The organism is Streptomyces sp. NPDC056296 (genome assembly GCF_042268605.1).
In the GTDB taxonomy this organism is placed as follows: domain Bacteria; phylum Actinomycetota; class Actinomycetes; order Streptomycetales; family Streptomycetaceae; genus Streptomyces.
This window is the reverse complement of record NZ_JBHJRX010000039.1, coordinates 26,220-47,119: the sequence shown is the minus strand read 5'-3', so window position 1 is coordinate 47,119 and position 20,900 is coordinate 26,220. Positions and strand designations below refer to the sequence as shown.

Here is a 20,900-nt window from a genome sequence, read left to right as displayed (position 1 = left end):
CCTTCGCACGTCCGCGTCCGCCGGAACCGGGTAAGAAGAGCGCGTGCCGCGACGCGCGGGCGGCCGTACGGCCCGTCATGGTGCGGGGAAGGGGTCCTGGCGCCAGGCGCAACGGTGGCGCGCGCCCAGTCCAGTTCGCTTACGAGGCGGTGTTCAGCGTCAGGCCGTAGTAGCGGAGCAGGTCGTCGAGCGGGTGCATCCAGCTCGCGCCGCTGCCGAAGCTGCCGTCGCAGTCGAGGTCACTCGAGCCGGAGGTCAGGCCTTGGGCCTGGCCCTGGTTGGTGATCCAGGCGCCGCCGCTGTCGCCCTTGTGGATGCAGACACCCGACTTGGCCAGGCCCTTGACGAGGGTCCGCGGCTGGCCCGGGTCGGTGTACGTGACCGAGTTGTTGTAGCTGCTGATGGTTCCGCAGGTCCACTTGGTGGTCGCGCCGGACTTGCACACCGTCGCGCCGACGGCGGCCCGCTGGCTTCCCTTGACCGGGGTGTCCGCCACGACTCTCCACCCGCCCACTGCGGTGGCGATGGAGTTGCCGGAGGTGATGGCAGCAACGCCCATGTCGACGCTGTTGTAGCCGTGCGCGAAGCGGGTGTCGGCGCCTCGGGCGAACTGCGATCCGTTGAAGTACAGGGTGGGCAGGCCCTCGATGCAGTGGCCGGCGGTGGCGAGGTACTGCCGGCCCTGCTGGTCGCGGGCACCGAAGCCGACGGAGCAGTAACCGCCGTTCACATCCGAGGTGTTGATGTTCATCTTGCTGCCGGGGGCGACGGAGGCGGCCGACTGCGGGGCGTCGTTCCGCGTGGTTCGCACGGTGACGGCGGAGCCGTGGGAGCGGGCCGCGGCCACGAAGTCGCGGCCGGTGGCGTCGGTAGTGCCGCGGACGGTGACGACCACCTTGTCGCTGACCGGGTCGACGTGCCACGACTCCACGCCCACGGGGAGCTTCTTCTCGGCAAGCGTGTCGAGTTCGGCCTTGATCCGGTCCAGGGCCGCCGGGGCCCGGCCCGGTATGCGTGCGGCGAGTCCGGCCGCCTTGACCTCGGCGACCTGGCGAGCGGTGGCGACGTTGACCGTGAGGGTTCCCGGCCGATCAGGGCTGATGTCTTGGCCGCGGCCAGGTTCTCGATGGTGGTGCGGTGCCGGCGCGCCGCAGGCGGAGCCCCTCGGCGCTGATCTCGGGGGCCCGCAGCTGCCGCCGGGGTCCCGGTGGCTACGCCCGCCGACGGCCGCACTTCATCGGAACCCTGTCAGGTCCAAGAGCGTGTCCCGTGTGGTGAGGTGGCATCCGGCCACGGAGCCTCCGCGAAAACCCGTTGGCGGAGCACGGCGGCCGTTGCTAACCTCCCAGCGGCCGTGCGAGAGAACGAGGAGGTGGTACCCGTGAACGCAGTATCGACATGGGTGCTCCCCTCCTGGGTCACGGTCGGGCGATAGGTCGTCCGGGGGCGCCGTTCAAGAGCCCTCCCGAAAGGCACGACCGTGCGATTCACTTCTGAACAGCGCCTCGACGACGGCGTCCTCGAGCGCGAATTCACCGTCGGCGAGATCCCCGGCACCCTGTGGACGCCTGGATCCGCACCCGCCCCGCTGGTCCTGATGGCCCACAACAACGGCCTGCCCAAGGCGGAACCCCGGCTGGTGGCCCGGGCCCGGTACACCGCGGCGCGCGGTTACGCGGTGGCCACCATCGATGCCGCCGGGTGCGGTGACCGTCCCCGTTCCGCCGCCGACGAGCAGGCCCGTGCCGACCTCCGGCGGGCGATGCAGGCCGGCGAGCCGGTCGACGAGATCTTCGAGTCCTTCATCGGCCCGCTGGTCGAGAACGCGGTCCCGGAATGGCAGACCACGCTGGACGCCCTCCTCGAACTGCCCGACATCGACGGCCCGGTCGGGTACTCCGGGGGGTGGGCCGCCCTCGGCATTCGGCTGGCGGTGGTCGAGCCGCGCATCGCGGCCGCAGGCTTCTTCGCCGGGGGGTACGTGCCCCGTGCCCAGCGCGAGGAGGCCCGGCAGGTCACCGTTCCGCTGCTGTTCCTGCTGCAGTGGGACGACGAAGGGAACCCCCGGCAACGGGCCCTGGACCTGTTCGACTCCTTCGGCAGCAAGGAGAAGACGCTGCACGCCAATCCGGGAGGGCACACCGGCACCCCGTGGTTCGAGTTGGAGGACGGGTGCCGGTTCTTGGACCGACACCTGAAGTGAGGCCGGGCCGTCTGGCGGGCAGCAGGCACCGGCAGGCGCCACGACGCCGTGGCCTTTCCGTTGTCGTCGACGCGGATCGCGAGGGTGTCCGGCCGGTAGTCGATCAGCACCGAGGCGGTGGTGGCGGCGTGCCGGGCGACGTTGGTGAGTGACTCCTGGACGATCCGGTAAGCGGTCCGGCCCACTGCGGCCGGCACGGCGTGGGGATGCCCTTCGATCGTCAGGGTCGTCTCCAGGGCGGTCGTTCGGAACCGTTTCACCAGGTCTGGGATGTGGTCGAGTCCGTGCGGCGGGGTGGTGTCGTCGTCGCGCAGCGCCTCCAGGGTCGCGCGCAGTTCCCGGCTCGCCTCCCGGCCCGCTTCCTGGATCGCGAGCAGGGCCTCCGGCACCAGCTCGCCCCGTCTCCGGGCCACGTGGACGGCGACCTCGGACTGCACCTTGATGACCGAGATCTGGTGGGTGAGCGAGTCGTGCAGCTCCCGCGCGATGCGCAGCCGCTCCTCGTCGGCCCGACGTCGCGCGGTCTCCTCGCGGGTCCGCTCGGCGTCGTCCGCCCGCCGTTCGGCCTGCCGCACCGCCTCTCCGGTCGCGAACGCGGCGATCAACCAGGCGATCTCCAGGGTGCTGCGGGCCTGCGTCACGACCTCACGCGCGTGTCCGTCCTGGAAGACCAGGGCGGTGAGGTGGAGCGCGGTCAGCAGGCCCACGGAGGCAACCAGTGTGACGGCACGGTGGCCGGCGCGCACCGCACCGTAGACCGCGACCAGGTAGGAGACGGCGAGCACCTCGAACCCGGCCGCCTGGTAGCCCACCGCGCACAGTCCGGTGACGGCCAGGACCAGGAGCGGTGTCCGGCGGCGCGCGGCCAGCGCCAGCCCGCCGGCCGCCAGCAGAACGGTGCCGAGCAGTTCGCGGCCCCCGGCAGGGTGTGGGCCGGACAGTCCGGTGCTCAGCAGCAGGGCCGCCACGCCCGCGGCGATCGACCAGTCGGTGATCCCGGCCGGGACAGCGACCGTCCTTTGTCCATGGGTGCACCGTAACCGGGTGCGGTTGTGGGCGAGTCCAGCTCACGGACGACAGGTCGGCTACCGCGTGTGCGGTACTCGCGCGCCGCCTGCCGCGTCCGCGGTATCCGGATGCCGCGGCGGCGGCAGCGGCAAATGCCTGCGCCTGCTGGACGACCGGCAGGGAGAACGGCGCGCATGCTCAAGGCCCGTCGAGCCTCGCGATCAGCGACGGCGAAGGAGGAGAGCGGTGTGAGTGTTTCAGGAATGATGATGGTGGCCGCCGAGGGCGGAATCATCGGTGACGGGCGGACCGGGGCCAACCTGGCCCTCGGAGTGGGGCTGCTCGGCCTTGCTGTCGGCCGGCTGGCCCTGGCCCGCGCCGGCGGCCGGATCAGCACCGGCAACGCCCGCGCCGGCGGGATGTCGGCCATCGCGGTGGGGACGGTCGGCACGATCCTCGCGGTACTGCACATGGGAACCGCCGGCGGCGGCCCCGGCACTGGCAACGGGCTCGTCGGCGCTGTCCTGGCCATCCCGCTGGGGGTCGGCGCCGCGTTCCTCTGCTCAGCCCCAACGGCACCGTGGTCGGCATGATCTCCTCGCATCACGAGAGCCCGTTGGGTGACTTGGCGCCCGCGCAGCTGACATGGCTCGACCGAGCAGCGGTCCCCCAGTGGTTGCCCGCGCCGTGGCGGGGTACCCCGTCGATCTTGGGAGGAGAGAGGAGAGTCGTGTCTGAGGACCATGTCAAGAACATCTTCGTGGTCGGCCTCGACGAGGCCAATCTTCCGACGCTCAAGGCCGTGCCGGGCGCCGATTCGCTCCGCTTCCACGGCCTGTTGACGGTGGAGGAGCTGCAGGACGGCGAGGTGTCGCTGCCGACGGTGGTGGAGAAGGCACAGAAGGTGCTGGACGCCTTCGACGGAAGCATCGACGCGATCGTCGGTTACTGGGACTTCCCGGTCAGCACGCTCGTACCGATGCTCGGCGAACGGTACGGCACCCGGACCACCACTCTCGAGTCGGTGGTCAAGTGCGAGCACAAGTACTGGAGCAGGCTCGAGCAGCAGGAGGTGACGGACCGGCATCCGCGCTTCGGGCGTGTCGACCTGGACGCGGATCCGCCGCGCCCGCCGGACGGCATGCGGTTCCCGATGTGGCTCAAGCCCGCGTTGTCCTACTCGTCGGAACTCGCTTTCGGGGTCGGGGACGAGGAGGAGTTCCGCGCGGCCGTCGCGGAGATACGGGAGGGCATTTCCCGTATCGGCCGCCCCTTCGAGCACATCCTCGACCAGGTCGACCTGCCACCGGAAATGGACGGCGTCGGGAGCCGGGTGTGTCTCGCCGAGGAGGCGCTGACGGGTGTGCAGGTCGCGGTGGAGGGTTACGTGCACGAGGGGGAGGTGACCGTCTACGGCACGCTGGACTCCATCGACTACCCGGACACTCCGTGCTTCCTGCGCCACCAGTACCCCTCCATGCTGCCCCCGCAGGTCGTCGCCCGGCTGCACGAGGTCACCGAGCGGGTGATGCGCCGGATCGGCTTCGACTCCGCGACGTTCAGCGTGGAGTACTTCTACGATCCCGGCAGCCAGGACATCAGCCTGCTGGAGATCAACCCGCGCCACTCGCAGTCGCACGCCGAGCTGTTCCAGTACGTGGAAGGCGTCTCCAACCACCACGCCATGCTCGCCCTCGCCCTCGGGGACGACCCGCGCATGCCCCACGGGCAGGGCCCGTACGCGATGGCGGCCAAGTGGTACTACCGGTGGTTCACGGACGGAGTGGTGCGCCACGTGCCCTCCCCCGAGGACATCGCCCGCATCGAGAGCGAGATACCGGGCGTACGGATCGAAGTCCTGCCCGAGCCCGGCCGGCGGCTTTCCGACCTTTCCCAGCAGGACAGTTACAGCTACGAACTCGCACACATCTTCACCGGCGGCGACGACGAACAGGACCTGCGCAGGAAGTACGACCAGTGCGTCGCTGCCCTGGGCCTCACCTTCGACGAGCCGTCCGAAGGAGCGCGAGGTTAAGGAGCGCCGACCATGCGTCATGTGACCCACCTGCCGTACACGACCAAGGAAGAAGAGCACGTCGTCATCCCCATGTCGGAAGGCGTCCGCCTGTCGGCGCGCATCTGGCGGCCCACGTCGTCGGACAACGACCCGGTACCGGCGGTGCTGGAGTACATCCCGTACCGCAAGCGGGACCTCACCGCCGAACGCGATTCCCTCCACCACCCGTACATCGCCGGGCACGGCTACGCCTGCGTCCGTGTCGACCTGCGGGGCACCGGCGAGTCGGAGGGGGTGCTGCGCGACGAGTACCTGGAGATCGAGCAGCGCGACGCCGAGGAGGTGCTGGCCTGGCTCACCGACCAGCCCTGGTGCGACGGCAGCACGGGGATGATGGGCCTGTCCTGGGGTGCGTTCGCGGCCCTCCAGGTGGCGGCCCGACGGCCACCGAGCCTGAAGGCCATCGTCATCGCGTCCTTCACCGACGACCGGCACGCCGACGACATGCACTACATGGGCGGAGCCATGCTGTCGGACAACCTGGCCGAGGCGGGCACCATGTTCGCCTACGCCACCTGTCCCCCGGACCCGGCCGTGGTCGGCGACCGCTGGCGCGACATGTGGCACGAACGCCTCGAGCACGCACGGCCCTGGGTCCTGGAGTGGCTGCGCCACCAGCGCCTCGACGACTACTGGCGGCACGCCTCGGTCGCCGAGAACCACGCCGACGTGCGCTGCCCGGTGCTCGCCTCCAGCGGCTGGGCGGACGGCTACTCCAACGCGGTCACCCGGCTGCTCGCCCATCTGGACGTGCCCAGGAAGGGGCTCATCGGCCCCTGGTCGCACAAGTTCCCCCACCTCGGTGAGCCGGGACCCGCCATCGGCTACCTGCAGGAGGTCGTGCGCTGGTGGGACCACTGGCTCAAGGGCGTCGACAACGGCGTCATGGACGGTCCGATGCTGCGGACATGGATGCAGGACAGCGTCCCGCCGTCCACCTCGTACGAGGAACGGCCGGGACGCTGGGTGGCGGAACCCCACTGGCCGTCCCCGCACGTCCACCCGGTCACGCACCCGCTCACCGGGCACCGGATCGCACCACCCGGCGGCGCACGGGCCGGAGAGACGGCTCCGGAGACGGCCGAGGGCTCGGGCGAACGGACCGGCGAGACAGGCGGAACCGGCGGACAGGGCGTCCTGACCGTCCGCTCCCCGTTGTCCGTCGGGCAGTTCGCGGGCAAGTGGGCCTCCTACAACGCACCCCCGGACCTGCCGTACGACCAGCGTGAGGAGGACGGCGGCTCACTCGTCTTCGAGACCCCACCGCTCACCGAACGGGTGGAGATCCTCGGTTCGCCGACCCTCGACCTCGACCTGTCGGCCGACGAACCGGTGGCCATGGTGGCCGCGCGTCTGTCGGACGTCCGACCGGACGGAGCGGCCACCCGGGTCACCTACGGCCTGCTCAATCTCACCCGGCTGGACAGCGCGGAGCAGCCCGAGCCCCTCGTGCCCGGCCGCCGCTACCGTGCCACGGTCCACCTCAACGGGGTGGCGCAGAGCTTCCCGCCCGGGCATCGCATCCGGCTCTCCCTGTCCACCTCGTACTGGCCACTCGCGTGGCCGCCGCCGAAGCCGGCGACGCTCAGTGTCCACGAGCACTCCAGCACGCTCACCCTTCCGGTCCGGCCCCCGGAGAAGGCCGACCACGCCTTGGCCGCGCCCTTCGGCGAACCCGAGGGCACCCCGCCCATCAGCACCACGACGGTGACGCCCCCGGAGGAACGGTGGGACGTGAAGCGGGACCTGGTCGGCTACCACTCCGAGCTGGACACGGTGAAGGACCGGGGCACGGTCCGCTTCGAGGACATCGGCCTGGACGTCGGCCGGCGCGCGCACGAACGCTACGCCTCCGTCGCCGACGACTTCACGTCCGTGAGCGGCGAGTGCACGTGGACCATCGGCTTCCGGCGCGACGACTGGGACGTACGCGTGGTCACTCATACCCGTCTCACCTGCGACGAAGGCCGGTTCTTCGTCGACGCCACGCTGGACGGCTACGAAGGTGGCCGACGGGTGTTCTCGCGCACCTGGAACGAGACGGTGCCCCGTGATCTGCTCTAGTGATCCGGGTCGGAGGCTCACCGTCGGTTCCTCACCTCGCCGTCTCGGTGGATGCTCAGTCGAGGCAGAACTCGTTGCCCTCGATGTCCTGCATCACGATGCACGAGTCGCTGCCGTCATACAGAAGCCGCACGCGTACCGCGCCGAGCGGGAGCAGGCGAGCGCACTCGGCTTCGAGCGCGGCGAGGCGCTCCTCGCCCACGAGCCCGGTGCCGACCCGCACGTCGAGATGCACCCGGTTCTTGACGACCTTCCCTTCGGGGACGCGCTGGAAGAACAGTCGCGGGCCCGCCCCGGAGGGATCACTGCACGCGAACCACGAACCCTGTTCTTCACGCGGCCGCGAGCGATCGAAGTCGTCCCACGTGGCAAACCCCTTCGGCGGCGGCGACACGACGTACCCCAGCACCTCGCACCAAAAGCGAGCGACGCGCTCGGGTTCAGCGCAGTCGAAGGTGACCTGGAACTGCTTGATCGATGACATCGGCGCACCCTAGCAGGGGCTGTGTCGCTCATCTCCCGCAAAGGATCCGCATCTTGACGCCGATCAGGATCCGATGCCGATGCCGATGCGACGCCGACGCCGACGCCGATGCCGATGCCGATGCCGACATGGTGGTGCCCCTCGTTCCCGACGCCAGACGGAAACCGGTGCCGCCTGACGCATAGCGTCCCCGGACCGCGACGCGCGGGGGCACAGTAAGCCGTCACGCGGAGGCCGGGCCTCGGTCGGTGAGGCGGCGGCTCCACGTCGGGCTCGGCCATCACCCGCGGTTCGCCGTCTGCGGCAGCGCGCCGGCTTCGTCATCCGCGTCGCCCTCCCCCGTCGACGGCGGCCACGACGCCCAGTGACGACCGCCCACCCCGCACCCGTCTCAGTCCGGTGACCCGCGTCACACCCGGTTCCTGTCAGCAATCGGGACGCCATCTCGTTCAAGGGACACGCGAACGAGACAGGAGCAACGCCATGAAGCACCGCATCGTCGTACTCGGCGCCGGATACGCCGGGGCCTTCGCCGCCGGGAACCTGGCGCGCCGGCTCTCCCCCGCCGACACCGAGATCACCGTTGTCAACGCCGTGCCCGTCTTCGTCGAGCGGATGCGGCTCCACCAGCTCGCGATCGGCCGGGACGTCGCGTTCCGCGAGCTCGCCGACGTGTTCGCGGGCACCGGGGTGCGGCTGCGCCTGGCGCGCGTCACCGGCGTCGACCCGGTACGCAGGACCGTCGCCGTGACCGGCGAGGACGGGCACGGCGAGCTCACCTACGACACGCTTCTCTACGCGCTCGGCAGCTCCGTCGCCCACCACGGCGTCCCCGGCGCGGCCGAGTACGCCTTCGATGTGACCGGCCGGTCCTCGGCGCTGCGGCTGCGCGAGCGCCTGGCCGGCCTGGACAAGGGCGGCACCGTGCTGGTCGTCGGTGAGGGGCTGACCGGCATCGAGACCGCCACCGAGTTCGCCGAGTCCCGGCCCGATCTCTCGGTCGCGCTCGCCGCCCGCGGCGAGCTGGGCGCCTGGCTCTCCCCGAGGGCCCGCCGTCACCTGCGCCAGGCGTTCGACCGGCTCGGCGTCACCGTCCACGAGCACACGCACATCGAAGCAGTCGAGCCGACACGGACGATCGCCGCCGGCGGTACCTCCCTCCCGGCCGACGTGACCGTGTGGTCGGCCGGGTTCGCCGTGCACCCCATCGCGGCCGCCAGCGGCCTGGAGGTCGCCGAGACAGGCCAGGTCGTCGTGGACCGCACCATGCGCTCCGTCTCGCACCCGGACGTCTACGCCGCCGGCGACTGCGCCCACGCGATCGGCGACAACGGCCGGCCGCTGCCGATGTCCTGTGCCTCGGCCGGCTTCACCAACATGCAGGCGACCGCCGCGATCATAGCGCGCCTGACGGGCGGCGAGGTCCCGACCACCGGGCTGAAGTACCACGGCAACCACATCAGCCTCGGGCGGCGGGACGCGATCTTCCAGATGGTGGACGGGGACGTCCGGTCGAAGTCCTGGTACCTCGGCGGCCGGACCGCCGCGAGCCTCAAGTCGGGCGTGCTCAAGGGGGCCGGGTGGGGCATCGCCCACCCGACCTTCGGCATGCCCAAGCGTCGGCTTCGCCTGGTCACCGCGCCTGACCGGTCCGATGTGCGGGGCGCCGCATAGGCTGTTCCGCATGGACAGTGCAGCCGTCGATCGTTTCGCGGCCAGCCGCGGCCGGCTGGCCTCGCTCGCGTACCGACTGCTCGGCTCGGCCGCCGACGCCGAGGACGCCGTACAGGACACGTTCCTGCGCTGGCAGGCCGCGGATCACGAACGGGTGGAGGTGCCGGAAGCGTGGCTGACCAAGGTCGTCACCAATCTCTGCGTCGACCGGCTCCGCTCGGCGCAGGCGCGCCACGAGCGAGCGGCCGGTGCCTGGCTGCCCGAGCCGCTCCTCGAGGGCGACCCGATGCTGGGCCCGGCCGACACCTTCGAGCAGCGCGAATCGGTGGCCTTGGCCGTACTGACCCTCATGGAGCGTCTCTCGCCGGTCGAGCGGGCCGTCTACGTCCTGCGTGAGGCCTTCTCGTACAGTCACGCGGAGATCGCCGGGATCCTCGACATCACCGAGTCCGCGAGCCAGCAGCACATCCACCGGGCTCGCATCCGGGTCACCGCCGAGCGGCGCCGCGGGGGCGAGGCCGACCCCGCGTCCGCCCGCCGGGTCGTCGAGGAGTTCCTCGCCGCCGCCACGTCAGGGCGCACGGAACGACTGGTGGCGCTGCTCACCGACGACGTGACGGCGGTCTCGGACGGCGCCGGACTGGCCAGGCGGCTGCTGCGGTACAGGACGCGCGAGCGCGTCGCCTCCTTCGTGCGGGCCGGCTTCAGGCCCACTCCGGCGAAACGGCGGCTGGCCGGCGGCTCGCCGGCGATGCATATCGCGCGGGTCAACGGCGCCCCGGCCGTGCTGGCCGTGATCGAGGACCGGGTCGTGGGCGCCGTGGCGTTCGAAGTCAGCGACGGCAAGGTCGCGTCCCTGTACGGCATCGCCGCCGCGGACCGGCTCGCGCGCCTCAGCGAGTCCTGGCGGCGGCACGAACCCGGCGCGCCGGTCATCGAGGCGTGGTGACCTGAGCCGTCGAAACCAGTCCGATGGTCATGCCGCTCATTCTGCCTCCAAAAGGTCGCGGCCTGGGCCCCTCGATCCCCTCCGGGGACACCGTCACCGTCCACAACCCGGTCCGCGTGATCGCCGACGGCACGGGCAATGTGCTGCGCGCCTTGTTCACCGGCTCCTAGGGTTGCGCCCATGCCGACGAGTGTCTCGCCTTTGTCCGCGTATCCCCCGTTGAACGTACAGGTGCACACACCCCGGCTGTCTTTGCTGGGGGCGACGGATGAGCGGTTGGAGCGTCTGGTGCCGACGGTCCGCAAGGGCGTGGTCACGCAGCCCCCATGGCCCTTTGACGATCCGATGTCCCTTTACGAGGACGGCCCGCAACGCGAGTGGGGTTGGCTACAGGCGGTGTGGCGGGGCCGGGGCCGGGTCAGCGCGAGCCTTTGGCGGCTGTACTTCGTGGTGGTCATCGACGGCGAGCCGGTGGGCATGCAGGATCTGATCGGCACCGACTTCGCCAAGTTCGGGACGGTCACCACCTTCTCCTGGCTCAGTCCGGAGGTGCGGGGCGGCGGATTGGGCAAGGAGATGCGGCAGGCGGTGCTGCATCTGGCGTTCGATGGGCTGGGGGCCCGTGAGGCGAACAGCGATGCCTTCTTCGACAACCGTCCCTCGAACCGTGTCTCCGAGGCCCTGGGGTACGTGCCGAACGGCGTCAGTTGGGACACCCGGCGCGGCGAGCCGGCGGAGATCAAACAATGGAGGCTGACCCGCGAGCAGTGGACCAAACAGCGGCGCGACGACATCGAACTCGTCGCCGTCGGCGACTGCCTGCCGGTCCTCGGGATTGACCCGCCACGCAGCTGAGGTGACCGGGCAGGGTTCGCGGCCGCCCGTCAAGCGGCCGCGAGGCCGTCTCACGCGACCGCGGTTCCCTCCAGCTCGACCATCAGATCGGGAACCGCCAGCCGTGCCACCCCCAGCATCGTGGTGGTCGGTGCCACCCCGGCGGCGCCCAACCGCGACGCCAGCACGCCGTAGTGTTCGAAGAGCCGGTCGACGTCGGTGGTGTAGACGTTGAGCCGGACGAGGTTCGCGAGGGACATGCCGGCCTGGCCGAGCACGGCCTCCAGATTGTCGATGGTCAGCGTCAACTGCGCCGCCATGTCACCGGCATGCTGGGGCTTGCCGTCGCCACTCATCGCGGCCTGCCCGGAGCAGTACAGGGTCCGGGTGTCCCCGGAGACGATCTCACCCTGGCTGTAACCCATCTCCACCGACCACGTCCACGGGTTGACCGTCGATCGCTCCATTGCCACTTCAGCTCCATTCGGTTCGACGGCAGTACGTGCGTCCAATGGCTCCGCAACCACCGTCCTCGGCATCACGTCGACAAGCCTCCCTGCAAATGACGACATCCTTGGTCATGTATTCCGCTAACGTTCTCGTATGCGTGCCGACCGGTTGATCTCGTTGGTGCTTCTGCTGCGCCGACGCGGTCGGCTGACCGCGGCCACGCTCGCCCGCGAGCTGGAGGTTTCCACCCGGACCGTGCTGCGCGACATCGAGGCGCTGTCCGCAGCCGGCGTCCCTGTCTACGCCGAACGCGGCCGTCGCGGCGGATTCGCCTTGTTGCCCGACTTCCAGACCGACCTCACCGGACTGCATCACGACGAGGCCCTTGCCTTGCTGGTCGCCGGCTCGGGGCGCGGCGAGCAGGTGTTCGGCCTCGGCTCGGCGCTCGCTTCCGCCATGCGCAAGGTGGCCGACGCGCTGCCCGAAAGCCATCTGGCCACCGCGAGCGACGCCGCCCAGCGATTGCTCGTCGACCCGGAGACCGACCTGCTCTCACACCGTCTGGTCAGCGAGGAGTTGCCCGACGCCACGATGATCGAGGTCCGGCGCGCGGTGCTCACCGGCCACAGGCTGCGCATCCACTACGCGGCCACGGACCAGACCCCACAGTGGCGCACCGTGGACCCGATCGGCCTGGTCACCGTGCGCGGCCGGGGCTACTTGCTGGCCACAAGAGCTGGCGCGGACCGCACTTACCGCCTGTCGCGGGTGTTGGCCGCCGAGGAACTCCCAGAACCGGCAGAGCGACCGAACCGGGTCGATCTGGACCGCATCTGGCGGGAACGCTGCGCGCAGTTCCTGTCCGACGGCGACCAAGTCACCGTGCTGGTGCGGGTGAACCCGGAGCGGCGGGAGGAGCTGGTGAACACCGCACTGGCCGTCCGTGCCGAGGAACCCGACGCGGACGGCCGGCTGCGGCTGGAGGTGACCTACCAGGATTCACGACACGCCGAATGGGCGCTTTGGCAGCTGACCACGGACGCGGAAGCCCTGTCCCCGCAGTGGTTGCGCACCTCCCTGCGCAACCGCGCGGCCGCGATGGTCTCCTGTTACGGAGCGCCGTCCTGCTTGACCTCAAGTCAAGTCGAGGTCGCAGAGTGAGAATTCTTCTGCGGACCTACTGGAAGGAACGGCCATGCGCGCCGTCGTACTGCACGAGTTCGGACCCGCTGAAAACCTCCGTTATGAGACAGTGCCCGATCCGGTTGCGGGTCCGGGCGAGGTCCTCGTCTCGGTGAGGGCCGCGGGAGTCCACCAGATCGAGACGGCGCTGCGCGAAGGACTGGAGATCGGTCCGCCGCTTCCCCGACTTCCGGCAGTTTTCGGGGGCGAGGTGGCCGGCGTCGTCGAGTCGGTGGGGCCGGACGTGGACACGGCCTGGATCGGCGCCAGGGCGGTGACCGCTCACGGCAGGCCGGGCGGCTACGCCGAACTCGCCGTCGCAGACGTCGCGTCCCTGCACCGGATCCCGGACGGACTGGGCTACGAGGCCGCCGTCACCATGGTCGTCACCGGCACCACCGCCATCGGCCTGCTCGACATCGCGGAGCTCACCTCCGACGACGTGGTCCTGGTCACGTCCGCTGCCGGTGGGATCGGCCGTCTGATCGTCCAGTTCGCCCTCCGCCTCGGCGCCACGGTGGTCGGCGCGGCGGGCGGTCCGGCCAAGACGGCGGCCGTGCGAGAGCTGGGAGCCGATGTCGCCGTCGACTACAACCTGCCTGACTGGGCGGACACGGTCCGTAACGCCTTGGGACGGCGCGGCGTCACGGTCGTTCTGGACGGTGTCGAGGGCGACAAGGGACGGGCCGCCTTCGGGCTGCTGACCGAGGGCGGGCGCCACGTCAGCATCGGCGCGGCCTCCCGGGAGGAGTTCCGGCCGGAGGAGGCGGAGATGAAAGAGCGCGGCGTACGCTTCACCGACGCACTGGCCCTGCTGTTGGAGGGCCAGGACGCGCCCGCCGACGAAACTCGCGCACTCGCGGCGGCCGCCGGCGGGAGTCTGGTGCCCGCCTTCCAGGCCTTCCCTCTGTCGCAGGCCGCAGCGGCACACGCCGCCCTGGAGGCGCGGGCAACGACGGGCAAGGTCGTTCTCCTCCCCGACGCCCGATGACGAGTACGGCCGACCCGGGGCCCGCCTGGTAGTGCTCGTTCGGTGCGGATGCACGTCGACCCCAACGGGCCGGTAACCGGACAGGGGGAGCTCGGAAATCACTTCGGCCGTGCTCGCTTCGTCCGGTACGGTCGCGGCATTGTTGTTGCTGCTGGGTGCCATGAGGTTCGCGTGTGGCCTCCCCTGCGTTTCCCGAACTGAGAGCAGGTTTCGTCCATGGCATGTCGTATCAGTGAGCTTGTGCTCGGTTGCCGCGAACCTGAGGTGCTGGCGCGGTTCTGGTGCGAGGTCCTGGACTTCGTCGTGCTCGATCGCGAGGACGACGGCACGCTGGAGATCGGGCCGCGCGAAGGGTTCGGCGGTGCGCAGCCGACCATCATCCTCAGTCGCAGGGACGAGCCGGAGAAGGGGAAGTCCCGGCTGCACATCGACGTCAACGCCACCGACCGCGATCAGGACGCCGAGCTCGAACGCCTTCTGAAGCTGGGTGCGCGCCCGGCCGACATCGGCCAGACAGGGCAGGAGCAGTGGCATGTGCTGACCGACCCCGAAGGCAACGAGTTCTGCCTGCTCAAGGCCCGCCTCAACTCACTCTGACGCTCATCGGTCACGCCTCGGCACCAGGCACCCTCTCCCTTCACCGCACGATGCGGATCGTGGTGTACGCGTAGGCCTCGCCGTCCTTTGGCGCACGGTTCCAGGACCGTGTGGTCAGCTGCGGCAGTACGCCCTCGACCAGGGCCAGCCGGGGCAGGGAGAGACCGAACTCGTCCTGGACGGCGGCCAGCAGACACCGCTCGTGGTCCGCCTCGCCGACGCCGTGCAGCACCCGTTCCGGATCGATGCTCCCGGGCACCGGCCCCGAGCGTTCGATGTCCGTGCCGCGCAGCGTGTACGCGTAGAGTCCCTCGCCCCGGTCGGCGACCGACAGGTGGAACACCGCGAGGCCGCCTCCTCTACTCCTGCGCGCCCACAGGACCACCGCGCGTCCGTCACGCGAGGCGGCGGTGGCCGGGGAGACGAAGAAGTTGCCGGCCGGCGACGTCCGCGGGGCCGCGTCGCAGCCGAACGCCCACCCGGAATCCGTCCGGCCCACCGACACCACGGCCCTGTCCTCCCACGGCGCCATTCCGTCCCGTTGCCCCGTGTCGTAGGGGAACCAGTCGGTCCGGCGGCCGGGCGGAGCGGTCAGACCCACGCCCCCGTCCTCCCCGAGCAGCTCGGGGAGCGCCTCCGGCTCCGCGCCTTCCACCCACAGACACCGGTAGGAGTCGTGCGGGGCGTTCCACCGCGGGGTGTCCGCGAGCCAGCACAGTCCCGGCGGATCCAGGTCCGGCACCGGATCGGGCACGGGGCCCTGCGTACCGGCCCGGGGCGTGGCCAGCAACTCCAGGGCGCGCTCCCGCGTCACCACGGGGCCGAGTACCGGGTCGGCCAGCACACCGAGCGGTGCCAGCAGGTCCGGACCCGGCGGCGACCACGACGGCAGCGCGGCCCGGATCGTCCGCCATGCCGCGTCCGTGTCCCCCCACCTCGCCGCTGCCCGCGCTTCGGCCACTGCCTGTCCGAAGTCGCCCTCCGGCGCATAGCGGTAGGAGCCTTCGCGCACCTGGGCGAGGATCGCGTCCGCGTCCGCCGTGACGCCTTCGTCGGTCTCGGTGCCCAGCACGAACCCGCGGGGAAAGGCGGTGGAGCGTTTGTCCCGCAGGTGCGCGGCGGCCATCACGGGCACCAGCTCGTCCGTGTAGCGCGGATCGGCGACAAGCTCACCGAAGCCGTAGTAACCGCTGCCGTGCGCCAGCACCTCCAGTTGCCGCAGCATGCCCCAGGCGCAGGGCCGGCCATAGCGCTCCGCCTCGGTGAGCAGTTCCCGGGCGGTCTCCCACCTCCCGTGCAGGGCTTCCCGCCGCGCGCGCTCGACCTCGGCGTCCAGAGCGCGGGTGGTGTCGTTCACGAAGTCGGGACTGCTCGCCCGGGCGGAGTGGAATGACTGGTACATCCGCTGCATGTAGGCGCGGAAGGACGGATACCGATCCGGTGGTTCGCCGCTCCATCCCTTGTATACGTACAGCGCCCACTCGCCGTCCTCGTCGGTGTCTCCCGGGTCCAGCAGGGCGTAGGACATGTCCGAGTCGGTCTCCAGTCGCAGTGCTCGTCGCCACATCCCGGCCAGCAGCACCTCCTGCTCCGTCGAGTGTTCGGTCTGCGCCTCCTGGTAGCTGGGGGTCAGGTCGAACGGATCCCCGAACCAGTCGATCTCGTGCGCCGCGCCCAGCTGGTAGATGGACCCCCGGTCCAGCCGCCAGCCGTTGCTGGCCCCGAGGAACTGCCGATAGGACGGGGGGAACCGGGTGCCCAGGCGTGCCTCGGCGGTGGCTATGACCGTCTCGGACGCGGGCGGAGCGGAGAGCGCCAGGTCGGCGAGCGTGACTCCGCCCTCCGCCATGTCCTCCGCGTCGTCCTCGTCAGGGATCCATTCCTCCTGCCAACGGCGCAGGAACTGCTGCCAGTTGAAGCGATTCTCGATCATGGGCCGATTGTGGCAGTCGCCTCTGACACCCGAGGAAGCCCGTTGCGGGCCGACCGGGCGTTCGGGTCCGTTGTCCCGCGCCCCAATTGCCTTTCGCGTCGAGCCACCGAGCGCTAGTGTCCGGGTGCAGCCAGTTGATCCACGAGGAGTCGCAGACATGGTCGGTCTTCCGAGCGCGCGTTGACGTTGTGGCCGATCGGCCTGTCATCGCGTGCTGCCCTTGATGTCGCGGCACAGCGAGCCTGCTCCTGCCCGAACCGTCGGCGCGCCTGTCGGGTGCCCGGTGGTGGGCCTCGTTGTCGGCGACCCGAGGGATCCCTGTGCCGTCCGCTTCTTCTCCCGCATCCGATTCCGGTCGGCCCGTTCCGTCAAGCCTGTGGCGGGACAGCGACTTCCGCAGACTCTGGGTGGGGCAGACCGCCTCCCAACTCGGGGAACACACGGGTCTGGTGGTGCTGCCGCTCTTCGCCGTCCTGACGCTCCACGCCAGTGCCGGCCAGCTGGGCGTCCTGCGTGCCGTGGGCCAGGCGCCGATCCTGCTGCTCGCGCTCTTCGCCGGCGCATGGGTGGACAGGTGGCGCACTCGCACAGTGATGGTGCTGACTGACGCCGGTCGGGCCCTCGCCCTGGGAGCCGCCGCCCTGGCCTGTCTCTTCGGCCGGCTCGGCCTGCCCGCCCTCTTCGTGGTCGCCTTCGCCGTCGGGGCCCTCTCCGTGTTCTTCGACGTGGCCTACCAGGCATCCCTGGTACGCCTGGTGCGACGCGATCAGCTGGTGCGGGGCAACAGCGCGCTCGAGGGCAGCCGGTCCGCGGCTCAGATCGGCGGTCCCGCCCTCGGCGGTGCGTTGGTGTCCCTGCTGTCGGCACCGGTCGCCGCCGCCTCCAGCGCGCTGTTCTTCGCGCTGTCGTTTCTGTCGATACAACGCGTCCGTCGATTCGAATCGCCCCCACAGCGCCCGGAACGCCCGTCTCCGGTCTGGCGGCGGATCCACGAGGGGCTCCGTTTCGTCGTCGGCGACACCGCGCTGCGTACCGTGTGTCTGGCCTCGGCCGCCTTCCAGTTCTCCTTCGCCGCGGTGATGACCGGCTATCTCCTCTTCCTGCCGCGGGAACTGCATCTTTCCGGCACCGCCGTCGGGCTGGCGCTCGCGGCTACGGGGCCGGGCGCGCTCCTGGGCTCCATACTGGCCGCCCGTCTGCCGGCCCGGTTCGGGTACGGCCCGGTACTCGTGGCCGCGGCTGCTCTCGGCGACGGCGTGTTCTTGTGTGTACCGGCGCTGCACGGCTCACCCGCGGTGACCGTTCCCGTGCTCCTCGTGGTCAACTTCGTGTTCGGGGCCGGAGGTCAGTTGGTGAACGTGGCGCTCATGGCCGTCCGGCAGACGGTCACTCCGGACGGGATGCAAGGCCGCGTGGCCGCGACGATCACGTTCGTCGGCATGGGACTGTCCCCCCTCGGCTCCCTGCTCGGCGGATTCCTCGCCGAGCAATGGGGGTCGCGCACCAGTCTCCTGGCAACGGCCGCCGGCATGATGCTGTCCCCGGTGGTGATGGCTCTGTCACCGCTCGCACGCCTCGGACGGACGCTTCCGGCCGCGCCGGACGCGCCACTGACGGCCGGCCGCTCCGAGGTCCACGAGTCCGGCAGCAGCCGCCTTTCAGGTGACGTCGAGTGACATGGATCGACCTCGAAACCCGGCGCTGATCAGTCCGCGTACACGACGACCAGACACAGAATCGCGAACGGCACGACGGACGTGGCCAGCAGCGTCAGCGCTGCCGGGACCGCCGCCGTCACCCGCTCCGTGCCCTTGCGCCGGCGCGAGAGGAACACCCGGCGGGCCACGAGCGGCGGCAACGCCACGACGACGAGGAAGAGCACCGGCATCGAGAGCCTGCTGAACGCGGTGGTACCGGTGTCGGTGACCAGATGCCAGGCGATCGCACCGAAGACGGCCCCCGATCCCGACAGCAGCCCGAACGAGAGCACCGAAGCAACGGCGACCGTCAGACCCTCGGTCAGTCGCTCCGCACGCGTGCGCTCCTTGTGCACGTCCATGGTCTCGCTCTCCCCCATGCCCACCCCCGGACGTCGCAGGTCTGTGTCGCCGGTCCCCTCGTCAAGACGCTCAGGCTGCCCACAGCGCCGGGTGCGCTACGACGACTCCGCCCTCGGCCGCGCCGAGCCTAGCCGAGCTGAGCCGAGCACGAAGCCGTGGGCCGGGCGGTCGGCCCCCTACTGGTGCAGTTCCAGGCTGATGTGCGGGGACAGCGCACGGAGGAAGTCCGCCGCGTCGAAGGCCGCGCCCGCGGAGACGACCCCGACCGCGTCGGCCCGACCGCCCAGGACACGGCCGAGCGCTTCCACCACCAGCGGCGCGGTGACGGCGTAGATGTCCTGTCCCCGGGCCACGGCGCGCCGTTCGGCGTCACCCGAGCGCACCAGGACGTCGACGAGGAAGGTCTGAGCGGACCGCCCGCGGTCGTCCACCGCGGCCGGCGTCGGCGTGTCCGGGGCGGCTATGTCGCGGGCCGCCTCGACCGTCATGTAGGTGCGTACTTCGGGAACGGTCAGGTGGCTCGGTATGGTCACGACGTCGGCCATCGTGAACTCCGCGATCACGGGACGCGTTCCGACGGGGTCGGGGAAGGGCCAGTCCTGGGTCCGCGTGGCGTCGTCCGTGTACTCCAACCGCCCTCCCGTGTAGCGCACCCGCCGGCCGTCGCGCCGCTGCCGTGAGACGGCACCTGCCGTGCGGGTGCCGGCGGTGGGGTGCCAGCCGCTCAGTCCGTAGGCGATGTGCGCCTCGTCGGCCACCGTCCAGTCCCCCATCGCGGCCGAGGCCAGCAGGTCGCCCAGCCCGCCGAAGAAGGCCATCGCCGGGACGATCACCGCCCCCGCGTCCCGGGCCCGGTCGGCGAAGTGGGCGAAGGTGTCGACGTTGGCCTCGATCTCGGCCGCCACGTCGAGATACGGAAGCCCCGCCCGCAGGGCCGCCTCGATCACCGGTGCGGCCGTCACGGCGAAGGGGCCGGCGCAGTTGATCACGGCCGCCGCTCCGGCCAACGCACGGTCGAGCGAGGCCGGATCGTCGACCGACGCCGGACGGGCGTCGAGCCCCGTCTCGTATGCCAGCTCCTTCAGCTTCCCGGCGTCGCGACCCGAGAGGACCGGGCGGAAGCCACGCTCTCTCAACTCGGCCACCACGAACCGCCCGGTGTGCCCGTACGCGCCGAACACCGCCACTGTCTGGCCCGACTCCATGAATTCTCTCCCCTGTACTCGAACGACCCTCTGCGCTCTGCGCTCTGCGCTCTGCGCTCTGCAGGAACATCCTCACGAGAACCGGCACCCGCCACTACTGTCTGGAACGCCATCACCCATACAATTCCGGACATGACCACTGTCGCGCTGGCCGCCACCGACGGCATGCTGCACTTCGAGCTGTCCTTGGCGTGCGAGGTCTTCGGGAACGGTCCGGCGGGTATGGTCGATCCCTGGTACCGCCTGTCGGTCTGCGGCCCGAGCGCCGTGCGGGTCGGCCCCTTCCGTATGGAGCCCGACCACGGACTCGACCGCCTCCCGCACGCCGCCACCGTGATCGTGCCCGGATGGGCCGACATCGACCAGGACCCGCCGGCCGAACTGATCGAGGCGGTGCGCGAGGCCCACGAGGCCGGCGCGCGCGTGGCCTCCTTGTGCACGGGCGCCTTCGTGCTGGCCGCCGCCGGCCTGCTGGACGGCAAGCGCGCGACCACGCACTGGGCCCACACCGAGGAACTGGCCCGACGCCACCCACGGGTGACGGTGGACCCGGACGTCCTCTACGTCGACAACGGCAGCGTGCTCACCTCCGCCGGCAAGGCAGCGGCCATGGACCTGTGCCTCCATCTCGTTCGCCTCGACCACGGCTCGTCGGTCGCCAACAGGCTCGCCCGCCGACTGGTCGTGCCACCCCACCGGGACGGCGGACAGGCCCAGTTCGTGACCACTCCGGTCCCCGCCACGGACAACCACCCGCTCGCCGGGCTCTTCCCCTGGGTCCTGCAGCGGCTCGACCACCCGCTCACCGTCGAGGACCTGGCCCGCCAGGCGCGCATGAGCTCGCGCCACCTGGGCCGCCACTTCAGGTCGGCGACCGGCACCACCCCGCTGCAGTGGCTGCTCACCCAACGCGTCCGCCACGCGCAGGATCTGCTGGAGACCACGGACGACACCATCGACGCGATCGCGACGGCAACCGGCATGGGCACCGCCACGACACTGCGCCGGCACTTCCACCGGACGGTCGGTGTGCCGCCGGACACCTACCGCCGCACCTTCCGCTCGCGGACCCGACTCGCCGGGACGACTCCGGCACCCACCATCGCCGTTCGCCGCCCCTAGCCGGAGCCGGTGCCTCCTCGTCCCGTCCGGCGGGCGCACCGCAGTCCGATCCGGCGACCGCCAACTC

General features: G+C 70.8%; 19 protein-coding genes and 1 pseudogene. 13 read left to right on the top strand and 7 right to left on the bottom strand.

The window, feature by feature from the left end; genetic code table 11:
• Nucleotides 1-139: 139 nt before the first annotated feature.
• Nucleotides 140-988, bottom strand: a complete 849-nt coding sequence (locus ACFCZF_RS26605; RefSeq protein WP_376673805.1) for a S1 family peptidase — start codon at nucleotides 986-988, stop codon at nucleotides 140-142.
• Nucleotides 989-1,480: 492 nt separating this feature from the next.
• Between ACFCZF_RS26605 and ACFCZF_RS26600 the strand changes: the two genes are divergently transcribed.
• Nucleotides 1,481-2,203 (top strand): dienelactone hydrolase family protein, encoded by a 723-nt coding sequence (locus ACFCZF_RS26600; protein ID WP_376673804.1) that lies wholly within the window; start codon nucleotides 1,481-1,483, stop codon nucleotides 2,201-2,203.
• Between the two features lie 47 nt (nucleotides 2,204-2,250).
• On the opposite strand, the pseudogene ACFCZF_RS26595 reads toward ACFCZF_RS26600, so the two are convergent.
• Nucleotides 2,251-3,230: pseudogene (locus ACFCZF_RS26595) on the bottom strand (sensor histidine kinase); the annotation flags it as partial.
• Between the two features lie 229 nt (nucleotides 3,231-3,459).
• Between ACFCZF_RS26595 and ACFCZF_RS26590 the strand changes: the two are divergent.
• The 3 genes from ACFCZF_RS26590 to ACFCZF_RS26580 all read left to right on the top strand — a co-directional run bounded on the left by ACFCZF_RS26590 (nucleotide 3,460) and on the right by ACFCZF_RS26580 (nucleotide 7,352).
• On the top strand, nucleotides 3,460-3,804 hold the full coding sequence (locus ACFCZF_RS26590; protein ID WP_376673770.1) for a DUF6223 family protein: 345 nt from the start codon (nucleotides 3,460-3,462) through the stop codon (nucleotides 3,802-3,804).
• A 137-nt stretch (nucleotides 3,805-3,941) separates the two neighbouring features.
• A complete protein-coding gene (locus ACFCZF_RS26585; protein ID WP_376673769.1) occupies nucleotides 3,942-5,246 on the top strand; it encodes an acetyl-CoA carboxylase biotin carboxylase subunit family protein in 1,305 nt (434 codons plus the stop codon).
• Nucleotides 5,247-5,258: 12 nt separating this feature from the next.
• Nucleotides 5,259-7,352 carry a CocE/NonD family hydrolase gene (locus ACFCZF_RS26580; RefSeq protein ID WP_376673768.1) on the top strand — a complete coding sequence of 698 codons (2,094 nt, stop codon included), beginning with the start codon at nucleotides 5,259-5,261 and terminating at the stop codon, nucleotides 7,350-7,352.
• Nucleotides 7,353-7,407: 55 nt separating this feature from the next.
• Here the strand turns inward: ACFCZF_RS26580 and ACFCZF_RS26575 are convergent, their stop codons facing one another.
• Entirely contained in the window at nucleotides 7,408-7,836 is a 429-nt protein-coding gene (locus ACFCZF_RS26575; RefSeq protein ID WP_375911369.1) for a VOC family protein, read from the bottom strand.
• Nucleotides 7,837-8,319: 483 nt separating this feature from the next.
• On the opposite strand from ACFCZF_RS26575, the gene ACFCZF_RS26570 reads away from it, so the two are divergent.
• From ACFCZF_RS26570 to ACFCZF_RS26555, 4 genes are read left to right on the top strand one after another with little or no spacing between them, the layout of a single operon-like run.
• The gene (locus ACFCZF_RS26570; RefSeq protein ID WP_376673767.1) at nucleotides 8,320-9,510 is read left to right on the top strand and encodes an NAD(P)/FAD-dependent oxidoreductase; all 1,191 of its coding nucleotides are present in this window, start codon (nucleotides 8,320-8,322) and stop codon (nucleotides 9,508-9,510) included.
• Nucleotides 9,511-9,520: 10 nt separating this feature from the next.
• Complete coding sequence (locus tag ACFCZF_RS26565) at nucleotides 9,521-10,459, top strand: sigma-70 family RNA polymerase sigma factor (protein ID WP_376673766.1); 939 nt, start codon at nucleotides 9,521-9,523, stop codon at nucleotides 10,457-10,459.
• Between the two features lie 29 nt (nucleotides 10,460-10,488).
• Entirely contained in the window at nucleotides 10,489-10,629 is a 141-nt protein-coding gene (locus ACFCZF_RS26560; RefSeq protein ID WP_376673765.1) for a hypothetical protein, read from the top strand.
• 10 nt (nucleotides 10,630-10,639) lie between these two features.
• Nucleotides 10,640-11,314, top strand: a complete 675-nt coding sequence (locus ACFCZF_RS26555; RefSeq protein ID WP_376673764.1) for a GNAT family N-acetyltransferase — start codon at nucleotides 10,640-10,642, stop codon at nucleotides 11,312-11,314.
• A 50-nt stretch (nucleotides 11,315-11,364) separates the two neighbouring features.
• Here ACFCZF_RS26555 and ACFCZF_RS26550 read toward each other — a convergent pair whose 3' ends face one another.
• Nucleotides 11,365-11,760 (bottom strand): RidA family protein, encoded by a 396-nt coding sequence (locus ACFCZF_RS26550; protein WP_375911352.1) that lies wholly within the window; start codon nucleotides 11,758-11,760, stop codon nucleotides 11,365-11,367.
• Nucleotides 11,761-11,896: 136 nt separating this feature from the next.
• On the opposite strand from ACFCZF_RS26550, the gene ACFCZF_RS26545 reads away from it, so the two are divergent.
• The 3 genes from ACFCZF_RS26545 (at nucleotide 11,897) to ACFCZF_RS26535 (ending at nucleotide 14,513) form a co-directional block, all read left to right on the top strand.
• Entirely contained in the window at nucleotides 11,897-12,904 is a 1,008-nt protein-coding gene (locus ACFCZF_RS26545) for a helix-turn-helix transcriptional regulator (protein WP_376673763.1), read from the top strand.
• A 34-nt stretch (nucleotides 12,905-12,938) separates the two neighbouring features.
• A complete protein-coding gene (locus ACFCZF_RS26540; RefSeq protein WP_376673762.1) occupies nucleotides 12,939-13,916 on the top strand; it encodes a zinc-binding dehydrogenase in 978 nt (325 codons plus the stop codon).
• 216 nt (nucleotides 13,917-14,132) lie between these two features.
• Complete coding sequence (locus ACFCZF_RS26535; protein WP_376673761.1) at nucleotides 14,133-14,513, top strand: VOC family protein; 381 nt, start codon at nucleotides 14,133-14,135, stop codon at nucleotides 14,511-14,513.
• Nucleotides 14,514-14,553: 40 nt separating this feature from the next.
• Here ACFCZF_RS26535 and ACFCZF_RS26530 read toward each other — a convergent pair whose 3' ends face one another.
• Nucleotides 14,554-16,446 (bottom strand): SMI1/KNR4 family protein, encoded by a 1,893-nt coding sequence (locus ACFCZF_RS26530; RefSeq protein WP_376673760.1) that lies wholly within the window; start codon nucleotides 16,444-16,446, stop codon nucleotides 14,554-14,556.
• Nucleotides 16,447-16,766: 320 nt separating this feature from the next.
• Between ACFCZF_RS26530 and ACFCZF_RS26525 the strand changes: the two genes are divergently transcribed.
• On the top strand, nucleotides 16,767-18,122 hold the full coding sequence (locus ACFCZF_RS26525; RefSeq protein WP_376673759.1) for an MFS transporter: 1,356 nt from the start codon (nucleotides 16,767-16,769) through the stop codon (nucleotides 18,120-18,122).
• Nucleotides 18,123-18,151: 29 nt separating this feature from the next.
• Here ACFCZF_RS26525 and ACFCZF_RS26520 read toward each other — a convergent pair whose 3' ends face one another.
• A complete protein-coding gene (locus ACFCZF_RS26520; protein WP_376673758.1) occupies nucleotides 18,152-18,523 on the bottom strand; it encodes a hypothetical protein in 372 nt (123 codons plus the stop codon).
• A gap of 159 nt (nucleotides 18,524-18,682) precedes the next feature.
• A complete protein-coding gene (locus tag ACFCZF_RS26515; RefSeq protein ID WP_376673757.1) occupies nucleotides 18,683-19,711 on the bottom strand; it encodes a saccharopine dehydrogenase family protein in 1,029 nt (342 codons plus the stop codon).
• 132 nt (nucleotides 19,712-19,843) lie between these two features.
• Between ACFCZF_RS26515 and ACFCZF_RS26510 the strand changes: the two genes are divergently transcribed.
• Nucleotides 19,844-20,833 carry a helix-turn-helix domain-containing protein gene (locus ACFCZF_RS26510; protein ID WP_376673756.1) on the top strand — a complete coding sequence of 330 codons (990 nt, stop codon included), beginning with the start codon at nucleotides 19,844-19,846 and terminating at the stop codon, nucleotides 20,831-20,833.
• Nucleotides 20,834-20,900: the final 67 nt, after the last annotated feature.

Bases quoted from the DNA above. Each gene is read 5' to 3' on its own strand.
- ACFCZF_RS26580 (WP_376673768.1), top strand. From the start codon at position 5,259: ATGCGTCATGTGACCCACCTGCCGTACACGACCAAGGAAGAAGAGCAC.
- ACFCZF_RS26575 (WP_375911369.1), bottom strand. From the start codon at position 7,836: ATGTCATCGATCAAGCAGTTCCAGGTCACCTTCGACTGCGCTGAACCC.
- ACFCZF_RS26570 (WP_376673767.1), top strand. From the start codon at position 8,320: ATGAAGCACCGCATCGTCGTACTCGGCGCCGGATACGCCGGGGCCTTC.
- ACFCZF_RS26565 (WP_376673766.1), top strand. From the start codon at position 9,521: ATGGACAGTGCAGCCGTCGATCGTTTCGCGGCCAGCCGCGGCCGGCTG.
- ACFCZF_RS26560 (WP_376673765.1), top strand. From the start codon at position 10,489: ATGCCGCTCATTCTGCCTCCAAAAGGTCGCGGCCTGGGCCCCTCGATC.
- ACFCZF_RS26555 (WP_376673764.1), top strand. From the start codon at position 10,640: ATGCCGACGAGTGTCTCGCCTTTGTCCGCGTATCCCCCGTTGAACGTA.
- ACFCZF_RS26550 (WP_375911352.1), bottom strand. From the start codon at position 11,760: ATGGAGCGATCGACGGTCAACCCGTGGACGTGGTCGGTGGAGATGGGT.
- ACFCZF_RS26545 (WP_376673763.1), top strand. From the start codon at position 11,897: ATGCGTGCCGACCGGTTGATCTCGTTGGTGCTTCTGCTGCGCCGACGC.
- ACFCZF_RS26540 (WP_376673762.1), top strand. From the start codon at position 12,939: ATGCGCGCCGTCGTACTGCACGAGTTCGGACCCGCTGAAAACCTCCGT.
- ACFCZF_RS26535 (WP_376673761.1), top strand. From the start codon at position 14,133: ATGGCATGTCGTATCAGTGAGCTTGTGCTCGGTTGCCGCGAACCTGAG.
- ACFCZF_RS26530 (WP_376673760.1), bottom strand. From the start codon at position 16,446: ATGATCGAGAATCGCTTCAACTGGCAGCAGTTCCTGCGCCGTTGGCAG.
- ACFCZF_RS26520 (WP_376673758.1), bottom strand. From the start codon at position 18,523: ATGGGGGAGAGCGAGACCATGGACGTGCACAAGGAGCGCACGCGTGCG.
- ACFCZF_RS26515 (WP_376673757.1), bottom strand. From the start codon at position 19,711: ATGGAGTCGGGCCAGACAGTGGCGGTGTTCGGCGCGTACGGGCACACC.
- ACFCZF_RS26510 (WP_376673756.1), top strand. From the start codon at position 19,844: ATGACCACTGTCGCGCTGGCCGCCACCGACGGCATGCTGCACTTCGAG.